Annotated in this window: 18 protein-coding genes; 1 reads left to right on the top strand and 17 read right to left on the bottom strand. The window is 53.6% G+C overall.

Annotation, left to right across the window (positions count from 1 at the left end; translation table 11 throughout):
- The 17 genes from GALF_RS02555 to GALF_RS02475 form a co-directional block, all read right to left on the bottom strand.
- Window positions 1–495, bottom strand: coding sequence for a CvpA family protein (locus GALF_RS02555; RefSeq protein WP_013292491.1), 495 nt, complete (start codon window positions 493–495; stop codon window positions 1–3).
- A complete protein-coding gene (locus tag GALF_RS02550) occupies window positions 492–1175 on the bottom strand; it encodes an SPOR domain-containing protein (protein ID WP_013292490.1) in 684 nt (227 codons plus the stop codon). Before GALF_RS02550 ends, GALF_RS02555 begins: the two co-directional genes overlap by 4 nt.
- Before the next feature lie 58 nt (window positions 1176–1233).
- Window positions 1234–2502, bottom strand: a complete 1269-nt coding sequence (gene folC / locus GALF_RS02545) for a bifunctional tetrahydrofolate synthase/dihydrofolate synthase (RefSeq protein WP_013292489.1) — start codon at window positions 2500–2502, stop codon at window positions 1234–1236.
- Window positions 2503–2514: 12 nt separating this feature from the next.
- Window positions 2515–3396: an acetyl-CoA carboxylase, carboxyltransferase subunit beta gene (gene accD, locus GALF_RS02540; RefSeq protein WP_013292488.1), complete on the bottom strand. Its 882-nt coding sequence runs from the start codon at window positions 3394–3396 to the stop codon at window positions 2515–2517.
- Window positions 3397–3406: 10 nt separating this feature from the next.
- Entirely contained in the window at window positions 3407–4207 is an 801-nt protein-coding gene (trpA, locus tag GALF_RS02535) for a tryptophan synthase subunit alpha (protein WP_013292487.1), read from the bottom strand.
- Window positions 4204–5400 carry a tryptophan synthase subunit beta gene (trpB, locus tag GALF_RS02530; RefSeq protein ID WP_013292486.1) on the bottom strand — a complete coding sequence of 399 codons (1197 nt, stop codon included), beginning with the start codon at window positions 5398–5400 and terminating at the stop codon, window positions 4204–4206. Before trpB ends, trpA begins: the two co-directional genes overlap by 4 nt.
- Window positions 5384–6025: a phosphoribosylanthranilate isomerase gene (locus GALF_RS02525; RefSeq protein ID WP_013292485.1), complete on the bottom strand. Its 642-nt coding sequence runs from the start codon at window positions 6023–6025 to the stop codon at window positions 5384–5386. The genes trpB and GALF_RS02525 overlap by 17 nt, the downstream gene beginning before the upstream one ends.
- On the bottom strand, window positions 6022–6789 hold the full coding sequence (gene truA, locus GALF_RS02520) for a tRNA pseudouridine(38-40) synthase TruA (RefSeq protein ID WP_013292484.1): 768 nt from the start codon (window positions 6787–6789) through the stop codon (window positions 6022–6024). The genes GALF_RS02525 and truA overlap by 4 nt, the downstream gene beginning before the upstream one ends.
- On the bottom strand, window positions 6786–7352 hold the full coding sequence (locus GALF_RS14765; protein ID WP_150102555.1) for a hypothetical protein: 567 nt from the start codon (window positions 7350–7352) through the stop codon (window positions 6786–6788). Before GALF_RS14765 ends, truA begins: the two co-directional genes overlap by 4 nt.
- Window positions 7353–7465: 113 nt before the next feature.
- Complete coding sequence (locus tag GALF_RS02510; RefSeq protein ID WP_041937941.1) at window positions 7466–9985, bottom strand: FimV/HubP family polar landmark protein; 2520 nt, start codon at window positions 9983–9985, stop codon at window positions 7466–7468.
- 186 nt (window positions 9986–10171) lie between these two features.
- Window positions 10172–11194 carry an aspartate-semialdehyde dehydrogenase gene (locus tag GALF_RS02505; RefSeq protein WP_013292481.1) on the bottom strand — a complete coding sequence of 341 codons (1023 nt, stop codon included), beginning with the start codon at window positions 11192–11194 and terminating at the stop codon, window positions 10172–10174.
- Between the two features lie 53 nt (window positions 11195–11247).
- Window positions 11248–12312 (bottom strand): 3-isopropylmalate dehydrogenase, encoded by a 1065-nt coding sequence (gene leuB, locus GALF_RS02500; RefSeq protein ID WP_013292480.1) that lies wholly within the window; start codon window positions 12310–12312, stop codon window positions 11248–11250.
- A gap of 123 nt (window positions 12313–12435) precedes the next feature.
- The gene (gene leuD, locus GALF_RS02495) at window positions 12436–13068 is read right to left on the bottom strand and encodes a 3-isopropylmalate dehydratase small subunit (protein WP_013292479.1); all 633 of its coding nucleotides are present in this window, start codon (window positions 13066–13068) and stop codon (window positions 12436–12438) included.
- Window positions 13069–13185 (bottom strand): entericidin A/B family lipoprotein, encoded by a 117-nt coding sequence (locus GALF_RS02490; protein WP_013292478.1) that lies wholly within the window; start codon window positions 13183–13185, stop codon window positions 13069–13071.
- A 10-nt stretch (window positions 13186–13195) separates the two neighbouring features.
- Window positions 13196–14596: a 3-isopropylmalate dehydratase large subunit gene (leuC, locus tag GALF_RS02485; RefSeq protein WP_013292477.1), complete on the bottom strand. Its 1401-nt coding sequence runs from the start codon at window positions 14594–14596 to the stop codon at window positions 13196–13198.
- 241 nt (window positions 14597–14837) lie between these two features.
- Entirely contained in the window at window positions 14838–16967 is a 2130-nt protein-coding gene (gene bcsG / locus GALF_RS02480; RefSeq protein WP_013292476.1) for a cellulose biosynthesis protein BcsG, read from the bottom strand.
- A 95-nt stretch (window positions 16968–17062) separates the two neighbouring features.
- Window positions 17063–18226 carry an MFS transporter gene (locus tag GALF_RS02475; protein WP_013292475.1) on the bottom strand — a complete coding sequence of 388 codons (1164 nt, stop codon included), beginning with the start codon at window positions 18224–18226 and terminating at the stop codon, window positions 17063–17065.
- 311 nt (window positions 18227–18537) lie between these two features.
- Here GALF_RS02475 and GALF_RS02470 point away from each other — a divergent pair, with 311 nt between their 5' ends.
- Entirely contained in the window at window positions 18538–19248 is a 711-nt protein-coding gene (locus tag GALF_RS02470) for an alginate O-acetyltransferase AlgF (protein ID WP_190274092.1), read from the top strand.
- The last annotated feature ends 7 nt before the right edge of the window (window positions 19249–19255 follow it).

The raw sequence follows: 19255 nt of genomic DNA, 5'->3' as shown, positions 1-19255 counted from the left end.
TTAATTTCTATTTCTGTAATGGATGCGCGCGGCAATATCATCCGGCAACACCGCTTTGGAAAGCAGGGCTGCATCTTCTGCCCACTTGCTGAATTTTGCATCAAGCCAAAAACGTTGTTCGGGCAGGCTGGAGGTGCCCGCCAGCCACACCAGTATCAGTATCACCAGCATTCCGCGCAACAATCCGAACAAACTGCCCAGCAAACTATCGATCAGCCCCAGACCGACCGCCTTGATGAGCTTGGTAAATATCCACACCAGCATCGCCCATACGATCAGCACGGCAATAAACACCAGCGCATAGGCCAAGGCGACACGCGCTTCGTCTTGGCTGACCGGCAGCATGGGTGCCACGACACCGGAAAACTGGCGACTGATCAGATAGGCGAGCGGCCACCCCAGCAGGGATAATACTTCGTACACCAGACCGCGCCACAATCCCAGCGACAGCGAGACCAGCATAATTCCTATCACTGCATAATCAAAACCCGTCATTTAACGGCCGTTATCGCCGGATGCAAGTCGTGCTTTTCCAGCATTTTGCGCACTTCGTCCGCCTTACTGCGATCGACATACGGCCCTACCCGCACCCGTGTCGTACCTGCAATGACTTCTGTGTAGGCCTTAAATCCCCACCCCTTCAACTTGTCGGCTTCCTGTGCCGCCTTCTCAGCATTTGAAAAAGCGCCCACCTGAACCACATAACTGCCAGCCAGTTTTTCACTTGGCTTTTCAATGGTCTTTTCACTCGGCTTGTCACTTACCGGTTTTTTTTCGATTTTCTTGTCCTCTACAGGCCGGGTTTCAACAGACTTAGCCTCACGCACTTCAGCCTCTTTGATCGCGACCACTGGCGTCTCAACAACAGGCTTATCCTTTACTTCAGCGACCGTTATTTTTCCCGATGCTGCAGGAAGCGTCTCTGAGGCCCCCGCGACCGCTGATTCAATCTGCACGGGCGCTTCAATCACTTCCGACAACGTAACGCCCGGCACAAACTCCCCCGCTTTATCTGCTGCGGGGATGCGCAGTTCGATATCCTGACCGGTTATTTTCGGTTCACTGTCCAGCACCATCGGCAAAATCACCACAACCGCAAGCGTGAGCGCAATCGCACCGATCAGGCGACGACGCGCCCGGCTTTTAATATTCTGATCCTCAGGTTGCTTTGCCATTGATTGAAACCTTTAATTACATCAAACCTGCTCACACAGGCATTCCAAATATTTCCGCTCAAACTACGCGCAGTTTTTTTGCGGCCATCGCATCCGCTACCGTGTAGAACGATCCGAAGGCCGCGATTCTATCATTTTCACCCGCCGCATTACAGGCATGCAGGAGCGCATCGGCAATACTGGCAAATTCCAGCACCTCAGCTGTCACCCCCGCCTCGGCCAGTACCTGCGCCAGTATTGCTGAGCTGGCACCGCGCGGCACTGCGAGCCCCGCAACCAGCCAGGTATCAATGCAGGGCTTTAACGCCGCCACGACACCGGCGATATCCTTGTCTTTTAGCATCCCGAACACCGCATAAGTGTGCGGACAGGGTGGCATACTTTGCAGATTGTGTGCCAGCGAATGCGCCGCATGCGGGTTGTGTGCCACATCCAGTATCAGCTGCGGCTTGCCCGGCACGAACTGAAAACGCCCGGCCAGTTGCACTTCTGTCAAACCGCGACGTATCGCCGCCATACTCACAGGCAACCTATCTTGCAACGCATCGAGGGCGGCTAACACGGCACTGGCATTATTTAACTGAAACGCACCGCGCAAGGCAGGATGGGGCAAGGCGCTGCGCGCGCACGTCAGGCTTCGATAATCCCATTGCCCCTGATGCAATTTAAAACCGAAGTCCACACCCGCACACCAGAGCACGGCGCCAATGGCCTCTGCATGATCGGCAATCGCCCGGGGCAATTCGCTGTCGGCAAAGATGGCCACGCGATCGGGGCGAAAAATCCCCGCCTTTTCATAAGCGATCGCCTCGCGCGTCTCGCCCAGATAATCCGTGTGATCAATATCCACCGATGTCACGATCGCACAATCGGCATCGAACACATTGACCGAATCCAGACGCCCGCCCAAGCCCACTTCGAGTATGGCGACCTCAACCTTATGATCGATGAATAATTGCATTGCGGCCAGCGTGCCGAATTCAAAATAGGTGAGCGGGATATCGCCACGTACCTGTTCAATCTTCTCGAAAGAAGCGCAAAGTTCATCGTCCGATGCCGCGTGCTTTCCGATTCGCACACGTTCGTTGTAATGCATCAGGTGCGGCGAGGTATAACAGCCGACCTGATAGCCTGCCGCATACAGAACCGATTCGAGCATCGCACAAACCGACCCCTTGCCATTTGTCCCGCCCACCATGATGACCGGAAAATCAGGCGCGAGCTGCAGCCGCTGCCGGACCTCACCGACACGCTCTAATCCCAGCGCAATCGTATTGGGATGCAGCGATTCAAGATAGGTGAGCCAATCGGCTAAATTTTCAGGCATAGGGTAGATCAATCAGGCCGCGTCCAACTCCACAACAGCCGGCTGACGGGTCAGCAGCGTGATCAAAGTCGCCAGTTGATTGCGCATTTCACGCCTGTCGATGATCATGTCAACCGCACCGTGCTCGAGCAGGAATTCAGCACGCTGAAATCCCTCCGGCAGCGTTTCGCGCACCGTCTGCTGAATCACGCGCGCGCCCGCAAAGCCGATCAGTGCGCCGGGTTCAGCGATCACCACATCGCCCATGAAAGCGAAACTGGCGGATACACCACCCATCGTCGGGTCGGTCAGCACAGAGATGAACGGCAGCTTTTCTTCGGACAACTGCGTCAGCGCGGCACAGGTTTTTGCCATCTGCATCAAGGAGAGCAAGCCTTCCTGCATGCGCGCGCCACCGCTGGCAGCGAAGCAGACAAACGGACATTTTTGCTCCAGTGCCACTTGCACGCCGCGTACAAAACGCTCGCCCACCACTGAGCCCATCGATCCACCCATAAAGGCGAATTCAAAACAAGCCACCACGACCGGCACGTCCCTGATACAGCCTTGCATCACGACCAGCGCATCATCCTCATCCGTGCTTTTCTTGGAGGCGATCAGTCGCTCGGAATACTTGCGACTGTCCTTAAATTTGAGCGTATCGACCGGCAAGACTTCAGCGCCAATTTCAAAGCGCCCTTCGCCGTCGAGCAGCCAATCCAGTCGCGTGCGCGCGCTTGCGCGGTGATGGTAACTACATTTGGGACAGACACCCAGATTCTTTTCCAGATCAGAGTGATACAGCACGGTCTCACAGGAGGGACATTTGCTCCATAAACCTTCGGGAACATTTTTTTTGGCATCGCCTTCACGGCGGTTGATTTTCGGCGGTAATAATTTTTGAAACCAGCTCATGCTATCTCCTTTAGGCCTGATCTACAGCCAGCCTTAATTCTTTAATCAATGCACTTACGTTATCGACCACGTTCGCTTCATTCGAATCTTCAATAACTTGAACAATACGACTTCCCACCACCACCCCGTCACACAGACTGGCGACCGCTTTGGCCGTCGCTGCATCGCGTATACCAAAACCTACCCCGATTGGTAGTTTGATGTGCTGACGCAACAGGGGTAATTTTTGTTCGATGGCCGACAGATCAATGCTGCCTGATCCTGTGACCCCCTTGAGCGACACATAATACACATAACCGCGCGCAAGCTTTGCGACCTGCTTGATGCGCGCCTCTTCAGTGGTCGGCGCCAGCAAAAAGATGGGATCAATGCCGTGACGCTGCAAATGTTCGAAGGCTTCACTGCTCTCTTCAGGCGGAAAATCGACCGTCAGCACGCCGTCCACACCGACATCAGCGCAGCGTTGTGCAAATTTCGCCCAGCCCATCGCCTCGATCGGATTGCCGTAGCCCATCAATACGACAGGCGTTGCATCATTGGTACGGCGAAATTCAGCGACCAGATCCAGCACACCACGCAGCGACATACCCTGTTTGAGCGCGCGCTCTGAAGCACGCTGAATGGTCGGGCCATCTGCCATCGGATCTGAAAACGGCACACCCAGTTCGATCACATCAGCACCGGATGATACCAACGCATGCATCAAGGGAACGGTCACAGACGGACTCGGGTCGCCTGCCGTAAAAAATGGGATCAGCGCGCGGCGCTGCTGTTGTTTGAGTTTCTCGAACGCGGCCTGTATGCGACTCATAGTGTGATCCCCGACAACCGGGCGACGGTATTAATATCCTTGTCGCCCCGACCGGACAGATTAACCAGCAAAACCTTGTCCGTGCTCATGCCGGGCGCAATCTTCGCCGCATGCGCTAAGGCGTGACTCGATTCGAGCGCAGGAATAATTCCTTCGAAACGGCACAGGTCGTGAAAAGCGGCCATCGCCTCATCATCATTGATGGCAACATATTGAGCGCGTCCGATGTCTTTCAGCCAGCAGTGCTCAGGCCCGACGCCGGGGTAATCCAGACCTGCTGAAATCGAATGCGTTTCTTTGATCTGACCATTTTCATCCTGTATCAAATTCACCTTATTGCCATGCAGCACGCCCACAGGACTATTCGCTGTCAGCGGTGCCGCATGCATGCCGCTTTCAACCCCGTGACCGCCGGCTTCCACGCCGATAATCTGCACATCAGGCACGTCGATATATGGATAAAACAGACCAATGGCATTCGATCCGCCGCCGACGCAGGCAATCACCGCATCGGGTTGACGGCCGATCATCTCGGGCATCTGAATTTTGGCTTCATTGCCGATGACGCACTGAAAGTCGCGCACCATCATCGGATAGGGATGCGGGCCCGCTGCCGTTCCGAAAATATAAAAAGTGCTCTCGACATTCGTGACCCAGTCGCGAATCGCTTCATTGCATGCATCTTTGAGCGTTCTGGAACCACTGGTGACGGGCACGACGGTCGCGCCCAGCAGCTTCATGCGATACACATTAGGCGACTGGCGCTGAATATCCTCAGCGCCCATGTAAACGATACACTCCATGCCGTAACGCGCGGCAACGGTAGCCGTTGCGACGCCATGCATCCCGGCGCCGGTCTCGGCGATCACGCGCTTCTTTCCCATGCGACGGGCAAGCAGCGCCTGACCGATCGCGTTATTGATCTTGTGCGCACCAGTATGATTCAAGTCTTCACGCTTGAGATAAATTTGCGCCCCGCCCAAGCGGTCAGACCAGTTTTTCGCGTGATAAATCGGACTGGGACGCCCGACATAGTGTTTGAGTTCATAGGCGAATTCAGCCTTAAATTCAGGATCATCGCGGTAGCGCAAATACTGCACGCGCAATTCCTCTACGGCGGGAATCAGTGTCTCCGCCATATATATGCCGCCGAACTGCCCGAAATGGCCAGTAATATCAGGATAATCGTACATTCTTAACCTCTTGCATGAAACGGGCGATTTTCGCCGCGTCTTTTACACCCTTTAGGGTGCTAATTCCGTTGTCAGCCTCTACCCCGCTCGATACATCGACGGCGTAAGGCTGCACTTGTTGAATTCCGGCCGCGACATTTTCTACATTTAATCCGCCGGACAAAATCAGCGGCAGCGAAATCTGCCCGGGGATCAACGTCCAGTCAAACACCGCGCCTGTACCGCCTGGAATGCCCTCGACGTGTGCATCGAGCAACAATCCCTGCGCCTGATGAAAATCCGCCGCGCATTGTAACAAATCCACGCCCGGCTTGACGCGAATTGCCTTCAGATACGGCTTATTGAACTGAACGCAGTACTCGGGCGTTTCATCACCGTGAAATTGCAACACATCCAGCGGCACGCGTTCCATCACCTCACGCACGTCGTCTGCGCTGGCATTCACAAACAGGCCGACGACGGTCACAAAAGGCGGCAATACGGCAAGCAAATGAGCCGCCAGATCGCAACTGACAAACCGGGGGCTCTTGCTGTAAAACACCAAGCCTATGGCATCTGCACCACAGGCTGCCACTGCCAGCAAGTCCTCGCGCCGCGTGATACCGCAAATTTTTACTCGTATCACATCATCTCCTGTTGGGGTAAGCACCACGTCGGGTCGTATTGTATGCGGCGCAAGTATAAGCCATCCGGTGAAAAAGTCGGTGCGGCCAGATGACGTGTCCTTGATGCCAGTAAATCAGCCATCCATGCCGGCGGATATTTCCCTTTACCGACATAAACCAGACAACCCACAATATTTCTCACCATATGATGTAAAAAGGCATTCGCTTCCAAATCGAACACCAGCACATCACCATTCAAATAAATATCGATTTTATTCATGCACTTGACAGGAGATTTCGCCTGACACTCTGCAGCACGAAATGCACTAAAATCATGCTCGCCCAGCAAATACCCTGCCGCCTCCCGCATCAGGGCAATATCCAGCGGCAGGTGAAACCAGCCCGCCTTGCCCGCATGAATCGCTGAGCGCACCGGCTTATTAATAAGCAGATAGCGGTAACTGCGCCCCTGCGCTGAAAATCTGGCATGAAATTCATCCGGTACCGGATGCGCCCAGCGCACCACAACACTGGGCGGCAGCATGGCGTTAACGCCGCGCACCCATGCGCTCAGAGGACGATTGGCATCTGTCTCAAAATGCACGACTTGTTCGAGCGCATGCACGCCGGTATCGGTACGCCCTGCGGCATTCACGGTAACAGGCGCATCGGCAATATGACTCAATGCCGACTGCAACGTATCCTGCACGGTCCGCCCGCCGGGCTGACTCTGCCAACCGCAATAAGGCTTTCCATCGTATTCCACACCCAGCGCAATTCTCATCTCACAACCTGCCATAACAATATTACCATCGCCACCAGCAACAATTTATCCAACCATGAGAAGCCATGAAGCGTGAGTTCCATCGTCCTGTTTTCAGCGGCCTGCTGCCCATTTTGAGCCGCCAGGCTGCGCAAACTGTCCTGCCATGAACTCCCGCGCAACATACCCGCCTCTGCATAGTGCAGCGTGAGTGCCAAGCGCACCGCAAGACGCTCACGCGACAGACCGAAACAACTCAAGGGCGCAAACAAACAGTACAATCCGGACATTAACGCCTGCCGGTGCAATCGATCCAGCAGTATCGCAAGCCCCGCCAGTGCGGCGATCAGCCGCATCAACTGCAATCCGCCATCGGCCAAGCCTTCAACACTGGGGCTCAAATCGCCAAGCACCTGAGATACAGGCGTGCCGATCGTGGTGTAACCATAAATGAGACACAGCGAGAACATGATCCAGCGCGTGCGTGACAACAGCTGGACTAACTTATGCCGTGACACCATAAAGGCAAGCATGAGTATGCATGCACCGGCAACCAGCAAACGATCAGGCGATATAAATTGCATGATCATCAGTAACACACACCAAATCAGAATTTGCGTGGCCGGATGCAAGCGCATTGTCACTCCAAATAAAAACGGCAGCTCGCTGCGAGCTGCCGTCGATTTAAACAACAAGATTAACCTAACTGCTTGATCAGCAGTTCCGCCTCATGCTGCTGTGCGGTATCGCCTTCGCGCATGACTTCGTCGAGAATTTCCCGTGAACCCACCTCGTCGCCCATTTCCTGATAGGCCCGGGCCAAATCCAGTTTGGTTGCGACTTCATGCCATTGCTCGCTCTTCGGTGCTTCGCTGACTTCAACGACTGGCACAGCAACATCGTCCATATCCAGACTGATATCAGACAAATTAATCGCCGGTGCAGAAGGCGTAGCCATATCCTTAACATCGTCGAGCGGAAAATCAAGGGTAAATTCCATGCCATCGTCTTCCGGCGCGGAAGCAATAGATGCCACCGCTTCAGCACTGACCGAATTTGATGACGTTACATCAAAGATAAGATCATCTAGGCTAGGCAGTGACTCTTCTTCCGGCACTTCAGACACCGACGAATTTGTTGCAATGTCAAAATCCAGCACATCCGGTATCGCGGCGCTCGTCGAAGTCACATCAAAATCGACTTCAGGGGTTGGCACCGGGTGTGTTGAAGTCACATCAAAGTCCAGCGTCTCGGCTGAGATAGGCTGCTCAGCTTCTGGTTCAGCTTCTGGTGCTAGTTCAGATTCCAGTTCTGACTCTACCAAATCGGATATCGCCACGACCGGTTCCTCAACAGGCTCCATATCACGCGCTTCAACTTCAAACGCATCCATCAATTGCGTGGCCGTACCGACATCCTCAATAGGCGCATCAGCGAGCTGCATCGCAAGTATCCCTGCCTGCTCGATGGCATCCCGATCACCCGTTTTTTCCAGCAACCCGGATATTTCGGCAAACGCCGCCGCATTTTGATGCTTAGCGTAAATCCCCAAGAGCTTCAAGTGAATCTCATGATTATCGGGTGAATGCTGCAGCGCGTCTTTCAAGACTTCTTCCGCCTGCTCGTCCCGTCCAAAGTTGAGGAACAAATCAGCTTCGCTGATCGGATCCACCTCATCCGAGGAAGGCACAATCTCATCAGCACCCGTCGTTGTAAAATCGCCCGTGTCTGGGGACGGCATAACTGGCACCGTCAGCAGCCCGGTTGACGCACCCGCATTATCTTCTGCAGGCTTGCCTGCTTTTCCACTCTGCTGCTTGCGGCGCTTAATCGCAATCCCACCTGCCAAAGCCAGCAATGCAGCCGCCCCCAAACCTAGCAAGGTGGCATTTTCCTGCAGCCTATCCATCAATGAGGGGCCTTCAACTTCAACCGGAGCACTCGCGGCCACAACTTCACTGGCAACTGCGCTCGCTGCGGCGACTTCACTGACGGCGGCGACGGCACTTTCCGGTGCAACTTCAGCCACTTCGCTCGCGGCAGCTTGAGAGGCGGCACCGGCAATCAACGCCGCCGCTTCCGCTTTGAGCTGGGCGAGTCGCTGCATATCTTTCATATTCGCTTCCAGCAATGCGGCACGGGCTTGTTCCTCTTTGTCAGCCTGTGCTTTCGCAATTGCTTCTTCAGCGGCCGCATTGCGTTTATCCTGTGCAGCACGCGCTGCCTCTGCGCGCTTATTCCCCGGCATTTCGCCTTTAGATAAACGCAATACTTCTTTGGCGGATTCCGTCGCTAACGGTGTTTTATCCAGCGCAGGCGCAGAAATTTTTCCGGTGGCAACTTGCTTATTGCTCTCCGAACGAGGCGTTGTTAACGCTGCGCCCGCAAGTTTCTGGCGATAGCTGTTCCAATCAGCCGACTGCGCATGAATTTCCCTGACCGCCTCAGACTGCACAAGATGAGCGACTTCATCGCGATCCGGCATACGTAATATTTTTCCGGTTTTAATCCGGTTCATATTTTTGCCATCGAACTGGTCTGCATTCGCACGGTACAAGGCCACTAACATCCGCTCAAGGCTGATATCGGCTGGCTTGACTTCAGAGGCAATTTTGTTAAGCGTATCACCGGACTTAACCGTAATTTCATCGGATGATGAGCGGGAAGCCCTGACCGCCGGCCGGCTAACTGTTTTCTCCACTGGCACGGCAACCGGAACGGCTTCTTCCGGTTTTACAGGTGCCGCTTCTAGCGGCGTCGACTCAACGACAGCCGCTGGCAGCGGCTCTACCGCAGCTGCTTTAGGTTGTGCAACGACATAGCCTGGCGGATCAAGCAAGAAGGTATATTCGCGCATCAACCTGCCGGATGACCATGACAGCTCGACCAGCAAACTGACAAAGGGATCGTTGATTTCGCGATTGCTGTTTAGCTTAAGGTAGGGATCGCCATTGGCCCGACTCCCCACTTCAAAACTGTATTTCACCCCGAATGGATACTCGAGACCCGCTCCCTTATAGGCATCGGGGGAAGCCAGTCGCGCCACCAGACTCGGCTTATCGGCGCCGCTCACAGCGACCAGCTCGATTTCCGCTTTCAGCGGCTGCCCCAAGGCAGACACCACATTAATGCCACCCAACCCTACCGCATAACTCAATACGCTAAGGGACAATCCGGCTGTCATTCCGAGCAGTTGCACCATCAACTTGCGAGGCATATTTGTACACTTCACCTCACCTCCCGATGAGACAGCAAGAGGTGAGTCGGGTCGTTTTAGCGGTGTTTTTTGCACGGCATTGCCTCGCTTGTTTATTGAGCAGCTAATTGGGTGATCATAACAAGATCTTGCCCACTGACAAAAGTCAAATCCAGATATTCGGCAACTAATTCAGATACACGGCGACTATTTTAAATAGTCGGCGATAAGAATTTCAGCGATTTGCACACTGTTGAGTGCAGCGCCCTTACGCACATTATCGCTCACCACCCACATATCCAAGCCCATCGGATGCGATAAATCCTCGCGGATACGCCCGACATAGGTCGCATCCGTACCCGCGGCATCAACCGCTGTCGGCCAGCCGCCTGGTACATGCTCATCCATCACAACGACGCCCGGCGCTTTTTCGAGCAAAGCGCGTGCCTCAGATGCCGTGATCTTCTTTTTGGTTTCAATGTGCAGCGCTTCGGAATGTCCGTAGAAAACCGGCACGCGCACCGCCGTCGGATTGACCATGATGGTATCGTCTTCCATGATCTTCTGGGTTTCCCAGACCATCTTCATTTCTTCCTTGGTGTAGCCGTTTTCCATGAACACATCAATCTGCGGCAACACATTGAAAGCGATGCGCTTAGGATAAACTTCCACTTCAACGTCTTGCGAACTGAACAGCGCGCGCGTCTGATTCGCCAACTCCTCAATCGCTTCCTTACCGGTACCGGACACGGCCTGATAGGTTGCCACGTTGATGCGAGAAATTCCTACCGCATCCTTGATGGGTTTCAATGCCACCAGCATCTGAATGGTCGAGCAATTCGGATTGGCGATGATGCCGCGATTGGTGTATTGCGCGATGGCGTGCGGATTGACTTCAGGCACCACCAATGGAATATCGCGGTCATAGCGAAAATGCGCCGTATTGTCGATGACGACACACCCGGCAGCTGCCGCGATCGGTGCATATTTTTCAGAGACACTACCACCGGCGGAAAACAAGCCGATTTGCGCAAGCGAGAAATCAAAGCCCTCGACATCCAGTACAGTCAATTCTTCGCCGCGAAAGGAAATTTCGGTGCCTGCGGATCGGCTGGATGCCAACAGGTACAAATTGCGCACCGGGAACTTGCGCTCTTCCAGTATCGCCAGCATTGCTTCGCCTACCGCGCCGGTCGCACCCAAAATACATACGTCGTATTGCTTGCTCATGTTTCTCATTCCTTAAAATCAAATTGTGTAAAGCCAGCAACTAAAACCGCGTGCTACAACGCCGCTACCACCGCATCACCCATCGCCGTGCAGCCGACTTTCTGCATACCCGCTTCGAAGATGTCGCCGGTGCGCAAGCCTTGCTGCAATACGCTGCGTACAGCGCCTTCGATGCGCTGCGCGACATCTTCACGTGCAAACGTATAGCGCATCATCATAGCAACCGACAAAATGGTCGCCAGCGGATTAGCGATATCCTGCCCCGCAATGTCGGGGGCAGAGCCATGACACGGCTCATACAACCCCTTGTTGTTTTCATCCAGCGATGCGGACGGCAACATGCCGATGGAGCCCGTCAACATAGATGCCTCGTCGGACAGAATGTCGCCGAAAATATTGCCGGTCAGAATCACGTCGAACTGTTTGGGCGCACGCACCAGTTGCATCGCCGCATTGTCGACATACATGTGCGATAACACCACTTCAGGATAGTCACGCGCCACATCGGTAACGATCTCGCGCCAAAACATACTGGTATCCAGCACATTGGCCTTGTCTACCGAACACAGTTTGTAACTGCGCTTCATTGCGCTCTTAAAGCCGACATGCGCCACGCGGCGAATTTCGGATTCGGAGTAATGCATGGTGTCAAAGCCCTGACGCTCGCCGCTTTCCAGCGTACGAATGCCGCGCGGCTGACCAAAGTAAATATCGCCCGTCAGCTCGCGCAAAATCAGGATATCCAAACCCGATACCAGCTCTGGCTTCAGACTGGACGCATTCACAAGTTCAGGATAAACCATCGCAGGACGAAGATTAGCAAACAGATTCAATGATTTGCGAATTCTAAGCAAGCCCTGCTCAGGGCGCATAGCACGAGGCAAGGCGTCGTACTGATAGCCACCTACCGCACCCAGTAACACCGCGTCGGATGCCTTGACCAGATTCTCGGTCGCCGCAGGAAACGGATCACCCGCCGCATCGTACCCTGCGCCGCCCAGATGCGCGTATTCGGTTTCGATGTGCAACCCATCGCTCTTCAATGCATCCAACACTTTAGCGGCTTGCGCTACGATCTCAGGTCCTATGCCGTCACCCGGCAAAACTGCTATTTTCATTTTATATCCTAATCAATTCTTAAAAACAGGAAGCGGGGAGTGGGGAGTGGGACGGCACTGTGTGCCTCAGTGGCGAGTGGCAAGTCAAAACCACAATCCCACTTCCTACCCCCACTTGCTATTTCACAACCAGGGCTGTGCCGCGCGGTGTTTCGCTTCAAACGCGGAAATCTCATCCATGTGCTGCAACGTCAGGCCAATGTCGTCAAGTCCATTGAGCAGACAATGTTTGCGGAATGCATCAACGATGAACGGATACACCGTGCCATCGGGCAACGTAATGGTTTGCGCCTCAAGATCGATCGCAAGCTTAAAGTTCGCCGTGGCCGCTTCGGCCTTAAACAAGGCATCAACCGTATTGGCATCAAGTTTGATCGGCAGCAGGCCGTTCTTGAAGCAATTGTTGAAAAAGATATCAGCAAAGCTCGGTGCAATAATCACCCTGAAACCATAATCTTCCAGCGCCCAGGGTGCATGTTCGCGGGAGGAACCACAACCAAAATTCTCGCGGGTCAGCAAAACTTGCGCGCCCTGATAACGCGGCTGGTTGAGGACAAATTCCGTGTTAAGCGGACGTGTTGAATTATCCATGCCCGGCTCGCCGTGGTCCAGATAACGCCATTCGTCGAACGCATTCGGGCCGAAACCGGAACGCTTGATGGATTTCAAAAACTGCTTAGGGATAATCGCATCGGTATCGACGTTAGCGCGATCCAGCGGCACGACCAGCCCGTTGAGTTGTGTAAACTTTTCCATTTATTTTGCTGCCTTTTCAATTTTCTCGCCGCCTCTTTTGAGGTCTTTGCCGATACCTTCTACGGTATTACACCCCACCAAAACAAACACGGCCAACAACAATGCAATCGTTTTCATCACCGCTCCTTTAAATTTTGCTGACGTCGATAAAATGTCCGGCGATTGCTGCTGCCGCGGCCATCTCGGGGCTGACCAGATGAGTGCGGCCGCCCTGACCTTGCCGGCCTTCAAAATTACGATTGGACGTCGAGGCGCAACGCTCACCTGCGGCCAGTTTGTCATCATTCATCGCCAAGCACATCGAACAGCCCGGATCGCGCCACTCGAAACCGGCCTCGATAAAAATCTTGTCCAGCCCTTCCTGCTCGGCCTGCAATTTAACCAGACCGGAACCGGGAACAACCATTGCCAGCATGACATTCGCGGCAACTTTTTTACCGCGGGCCACAGCGGCGGCCGCACGCATGTCTTCAATGCGTCCGTTGGTACAAGAACCGATGAACACTTTATCGATCTTGATTTCAGTGATCGGCGTGTTGGCCTTTAAGCCCATGTAAACCAGCGCGCGCTCCGCGCCTTCACGCTTGTCCTGACTCATCTGCGCAGGATCAGGCACACAACCATCGATGGAAACCACCATTTCAGGCGAGGTGCCCCAGGTCACTTGCGGTTTGATTTGTGCCGCATCAAGCAAGAACGTTGCATCGAATACCGCGCCCTCATCGCTGTGCAGATTGCGCCAACTGGCAACCGCCTGCTCCCACATTGCACCTTGCGGCGCAAAGGGACGCCCCTTGAGATACGCGAAAGTCGTGTCATCCGCAGCAATCATGCCGGCGCGTGCACCCGCTTCGATCGCCATATTGCACAAAGTCATACGGCCTTCCATGCTCAGGCTGCGCACCGTGCTGCCGGTAAATTCAATCGCAAAACCTGTGCCGCCCGCCGTACCGATCAAGCCGATTACCGCCAGCGCAATATCCTTAGCCGTCACGCCATGGCCCAACACGCCTTCAACGCGCACTTCCATGGATTTTGATTTTTTAGCCACCAGACACTGAGTCGCCATCACGTGTTCGACTTCGGATGTGCCGATGCCGTGCGCCAGCGCGCCAAAAGCACCGTGAGTACTGGTATGAGAATCACCGCAAACGACCGTCATACCCGGCAGGGTTGCGCCTTGCTCAGGCCCCATCACGTGGACGACGCCCTGACGAATGTCGCCCATCTTAAATTCAGTGATGCCGAACTCGGCGCAATTTGCGTCCAGTGTTTCGACTTGAATACGCGACACAGGGTCTGTGATGCCGGCAGCGCGGTTAGTGGTCGGCACATTGTGATCAGGCACCGCGAGCAGTGACGCAATACGCCACGGGCGACGTTTTGCCAGCCTCAGCCCCTCAAAAGCCTGCGGGCTGGTCACTTCATGAACCAGTTGGCGGTCGACGTAGATCAACGCCGTACCGTCCGCATCCTGCCGAACTACGTGAGAATTCCAGAGTTTGTCGTAAAGGGTTTCTGCGCTCATTTTATTTCGCCTGACTGATACACGGTTTTATAGAGCGCGCGATTATGACACAACACAGGCTATTTGACAGCTTATGCGCTTATCGACAACGCAAAAACAGACCGGCAACGGCACTTTTCACATCGATACAGCAGATCAAAATCAACCGCGCTCGATCGCATGACTAGACCCAGCGTCCATCAGCAGCACTGACTTTTACGCCCTTTAATCCCGCAAACTAAACGCACTTACTTTCACCGTGCTAGCGCCCGGACTCAAGGGTATTAAATTCCGTGTAAGCATCCCACTGGCTCGCACCGCGGCTCAAATAATACTGACCTTGCGATTCGGCAACCGTGACCGTTTCATTTTGTGAAACAAACCGGGTATGGGGGTAATTTTGCACATAGTCGGCAGATCTAAAACGGCCATTCGCAAATGGCGACTGCTCCAGTGTGCGTTCAATGATATGCGAAATAGCCAGATAGCTGGTTGGCTGATCAATCGTTAGCGCATCGCCTTCGCGCTGCACGCCGCCACCGACCATCTTGATACCTACCGGCACGAGCGAGATTGATGGCGTTGGAATTTCACGCAAACCGGCTATCTGTCGCTTATCACCGCGTATAGCCGCTCCGTGTTCGGGCACCATCACCACCACCGCACGCCGCCCCGACGTTTCCAGCTTCTGCAGAAAACGGTCGGTTTCATCCAGAAATTTGTTCAAACGGTTTTTATAGTTAACCAGCGTATCCGATGAGGCATCAGCGCCCGATACGTGATTGCCATCATGCATACTGACCGTGTTGTAATACATTGCAACACGGGAACTGGCGGATGTCTGTCTCGTTTGCAGCCAGCGATCCAGCACAGAAAAGTCGTCATAGACAGGAGACCTATCAAAGGCGTGCTGAGCAACCTCAAGCCCCTCTAGCGACATCGGAGGTGCGTTTAGACGACCGTGTTTTTTCAACTGCCCCAGAAAATCATCAAATTTTCCATCGTGATTGAGCACCAGATTAGGTTCAAAACCACTCAATTGCAGACTGTTCATCAAATAGCATTTATCGGCCACCGTCGTATACATGACCCCATGCTCTGTCTGACCGCACTTGGCTCGCATGAAATGAATGGCCGCAGGCCCGCTATAAGATGCCGCTGAATTAAACTTCTTCATCAAAATATCGAAACGCTGCCATAGCGGGTGATCTTCAAGCCCGACAGCGCGCACATCGTCCCAGGACAGCGAACAGACATGAATAAAAATCACATCGAATGGCACTGCATCTGTTTGTGGCGTGACAAATAGAATCGAACGCTGCGCTTCTTTGAGAAAGAAATCTTGCAGCACTTTGTTCATATCAAGATCCACGTTTAAAATAGCCTTATCAGCACTGAGCCGTGCCGCATTCTGCCACCCCCATAACATCAGCATACCCAGCACAATAAACACCCCCACCCTGATGCGGCGCGAGACGATCCAATAAGCTATCGATAGGGCTAACAACAAACCCGTGGTCTGCCAGCTGAAAAAACGCCCGGACAATTCCACCACATAAGCCCAGCTAAAGTCAGAGAGTTGCGATGCTTGCGTGATCAAACGCCTGATATCGGGCAACCATGAATCATAGTAGAGCAGCGCCAACGCCAGCAGCGTTGCGAATATGGCTCTGAGCCGGTATAAAAGGCGAGACGAAACCGGCAACAGCAGCAACGCCGCAAACAGCAGGTTTTCCATCGGATGAAAAGTAATCGTACCAAGACCGAACAGCGCTAGCTTGGCCGCGAAGTAATACCCCCAGAGCCCCAATGAAATATGTGCATAAGCGATTTTTTCCAGCGGATCTGCCACACGGCGCAAGTTAACGACCAGCCGCCCTAGCAAGCGAGGCACGAAATATCGCCAACGCCCCTTGTCTAATCGCGTATTCGCAATCGACTCAGACGATGACTGACTACGACGCTGGCGGGGGCCGGTGCGCCTGTCACCGATCGGTCGTTTGATCCCATAGGTTGGCACAGTACCCCGCGCTTTAGCAGCCTTCGCCACCCCCGGCTTGAGCTGTTGCCCGAGCTTGGCCAGATAGGCTGACCACGCGGGCAATGATACAGCGGGCACGTCAGTCTGCATGAGCGCGCGGCGTTGCTCAGCGCTCATGCGCCGGTCGCCGCGCGGATTGCGGATGCGATGCTGAGGTGCCGGTTTTAATTCTGACGCCTCGGTGGCTGGCACACGAACAGACTCACCGCTCCAAATATTCGTGCTAGCCGTTTTTTTAACCTGCTCGCCCAACCTGTCCAGATAACCTGACCAATAGGGCAACTCATGACCGACACCTCGAGAGGCGTCATTATTATTTGAGACGTTGGGCTTGGGAGTTGCGCGATTCAATTAAAATACCTCGGCACGAAGCAGGTTATGCGGTTATTTAAAGTCAGCATGTCTTAGGCATCTTAGCCGAAGGATACATGAAACCGCCCCTTTAGCTAATGAGCAGCCTGCAAAAAACGTCCGGATGAACTCCATCCGACCAGAATCAGCCCTAGCAAAGCCATCAAAGCACTACAGGTGTACAACATATTCGCGCCATAATATTGCCATACCGGCCCGCTGATCAAGCCGCCCAGCATCCCCCCTGCCCCGTAAGTTAAGCTGCCAAACATCGCCTGCCCGCGCGATTGATGCTTGCCCTGAAACAGCTCATGGATTAAACCCACCGACGCGGCATGATAAGCACCGAACGTTGCCGCATGCAGCACCTGAGCGATGAGCAACAGCAGCAAGAAATCGACGCACCACCCTATCATCATGAAGCGAACGACCGCCAGTGCGAAGCTGGCAATCAAAATGCGCATAAACCCGTATCGGTGCGCTAAGCGCGGCATCAAGATAAAAACGCCGATTTCACAGATGACGCCGAGCGCCCACAGACCGCCTACCGCACTTTTCGCGTAACCATGCTCGACCAGATAGATTGAAAAAAACGTGTAATAAGGGCCGTGTGCGGCCGACATTAAAAAACAGGCGCCAAACAGCAGCATCACGGACGGTCGCAAGAAAATCTTTAGAATGGGCTGCTGATCGGTGTGGTGAGGCACAACCTGCGTTTCGGGCAACTGCCGGGAAAACAACAAAATACCTAATTCACAGATTAACCCTGCCCACAACAACCATGAGATCGCGATGTAATCAAATGCGTAGCCCAATCCCACCACCGAGCCGATAAATCCAACCGACCCCCAGGAGCGCAACCGTCCATAGCGAGCAGTCTGTTTCCCCAGATAGCTTAAGGTGGTGGCCTCGACCAGCGGCATCGAGGCGCTCCAAAAGAAGCTCATCAAGGCCAGCACCAGCAGCATCCCCCAGAAACTGGTTGTCACAAATACGCCGAGATAAAATATCGCGCTCAGACTGGCGGCGACTTGCACCACCAGTAATCGCTTGCCCGTATGATCGGCCAGCCACCCCCATAAACTGGGCGCGAGCATCCGCATCACCGGCTGCACCGACATTAAAATACCGATTTCAACCGCACTAAAACGGATGGATTGCAGATACAAACTCCAATAGGGTGCGAACATCCCGATGAAGGCGTAATAAAAGAAGTAGAAACCGGCAATGCGCCAGTAATAATTTTTGACTTGGGTCACGGGTTGCGTGGGGGATAATCGGATCGTTGCGAATTCCAAGGAAACACCGATTTATTCATCTGCCAGCACATTCGTATATCCAACCTACTTATTTAATAGGGTTTTCAGCTGAGCAGGAACAACAACGTCGAATCAGTCAGTATCTCAAAAATCGAAAGACAGTGTAAATTTCGAATCTGTGATCAGTAATGTGCGACACAGCGTCACGGGTTGAGCTTGCACGATCAAATGCAAACGCTGTATATTGTGGCACTAGGTTTCGTCCGGCGTCAATCTTTGATTGCACCACCCTCCTTTGTCTGTATACGCTTATGCTTTTTATTGACTATATAAAACGGAATTGCTCCCCGCTGCTGGCAATTGTGATGTGCTGCTGCCTGTTCGGAAAAGTTAACGCAAATGAGGCCTTGCTCTACGATCTTGAGCCACCAGCTGATTCAACCTATGTGCGGATTATCCACACCAGCGCTCACCGAGCAGTCGACGTGCACATTGACGGGCGCATGCGGATGGCAAATTTGCATTCCGGCACGCCAAGCACCTATATTATATTGCCACCCGGGAAACATGAATTGACGATTCGCGCCGCGGGCAAGTCACAGATACTCGCGACCTCACCATTAAACATTGAAGGAGGGCAATCTATGACGATCGCCTACGAGGCTTTAAGAACCAACGTAAAACCGTTGGTATTTAACGACAAACTCAATGAAAACCACCTGAAGGCCATGCTGTCTGTTTACAATCTGGACAGCAAGAATGGCACATTCGACATCCTCACGGCGGACGGAAAGACAGCCGTGTTTTCCGGCATTGCCGCTGGAAAAAACATGATGTTATCGGTGAACCCAGTTTCCGTTAACCTTATCCTGACGAAGACGGGCAATAAGGTTGCGCGTGCGAAAATCCCAGTCTCAATGATGGCGGGTGCCACCTATAGCATCCTGCTGCTACCCGGAGAAGGTGGCGACCCTTTGATTTACATCGGTCAGAACAAAACAGAACGTTACACAACCCAGTGAGGAATTT

This window comes from Gallionella capsiferriformans ES-2, from assembly GCF_000145255.1.
GTDB classification, from domain to species: Bacteria; Pseudomonadota; Gammaproteobacteria; order Burkholderiales; family Gallionellaceae; genus Gallionella; species Gallionella capsiferriformans.
This window is presented reverse-complemented; position numbering and strand designations above follow the sequence as displayed.

Bases quoted from the DNA above. Each gene is read 5' to 3' on its own strand.
- GALF_RS02555 (WP_013292491.1), bottom strand. From the start codon at position 495: ATGACGGGTTTTGATTATGCAGTGATAGGAATTATGCTGGTCTCGCTG.
- GALF_RS02550 (WP_013292490.1), bottom strand. From the start codon at position 1,175: ATGGCAAAGCAACCTGAGGATCAGAATATTAAAAGCCGGGCGCGTCGT.
- folC (WP_013292489.1), bottom strand. From the start codon at position 2,502: ATGCCTGAAAATTTAGCCGATTGGCTCACCTATCTTGAATCGCTGCAT.
- accD (WP_013292488.1), bottom strand. From the start codon at position 3,396: ATGAGCTGGTTTCAAAAATTATTACCGCCGAAAATCAACCGCCGTGAA.
- trpA (WP_013292487.1), bottom strand. From the start codon at position 4,207: ATGAGTCGCATACAGGCCGCGTTCGAGAAACTCAAACAACAGCAGCGC.
- trpB (WP_013292486.1), bottom strand. From the start codon at position 5,400: ATGTACGATTATCCTGATATTACTGGCCATTTCGGGCAGTTCGGCGGC.
- truA (WP_013292484.1), bottom strand. From the start codon at position 6,789: ATGAGAATTGCGCTGGGTGTGGAATACGATGGAAAGCCTTATTGCGGT.
- GALF_RS14765 (WP_150102555.1), bottom strand. From the start codon at position 7,352: ATGCAATTTATATCGCCTGATCGTTTGCTGGTTGCCGGTGCATGCATA.
- GALF_RS02510 (WP_041937941.1), bottom strand. From the start codon at position 9,985: ATGCCTCGCAAGTTGATGGTGCAACTGCTCGGAATGACAGCCGGATTG.
- GALF_RS02505 (WP_013292481.1), bottom strand. From the start codon at position 11,194: ATGAGCAAGCAATACGACGTATGTATTTTGGGTGCGACCGGCGCGGTA.
- leuB (WP_013292480.1), bottom strand. From the start codon at position 12,312: ATGAAAATAGCAGTTTTGCCGGGTGACGGCATAGGACCTGAGATCGTA.
- leuD (WP_013292479.1), bottom strand. From the start codon at position 13,068: ATGGAAAAGTTTACACAACTCAACGGGCTGGTCGTGCCGCTGGATCGC.
- GALF_RS02490 (WP_013292478.1), bottom strand. From the start codon at position 13,185: ATGAAAACGATTGCATTGTTGTTGGCCGTGTTTGTTTTGGTGGGGTGT.
- leuC (WP_013292477.1), bottom strand. From the start codon at position 14,596: ATGAGCGCAGAAACCCTTTACGACAAACTCTGGAATTCTCACGTAGTT.
- GALF_RS02470 (WP_190274092.1), top strand. From the start codon at position 18,538: ATGCTTTTTATTGACTATATAAAACGGAATTGCTCCCCGCTGCTGGCA.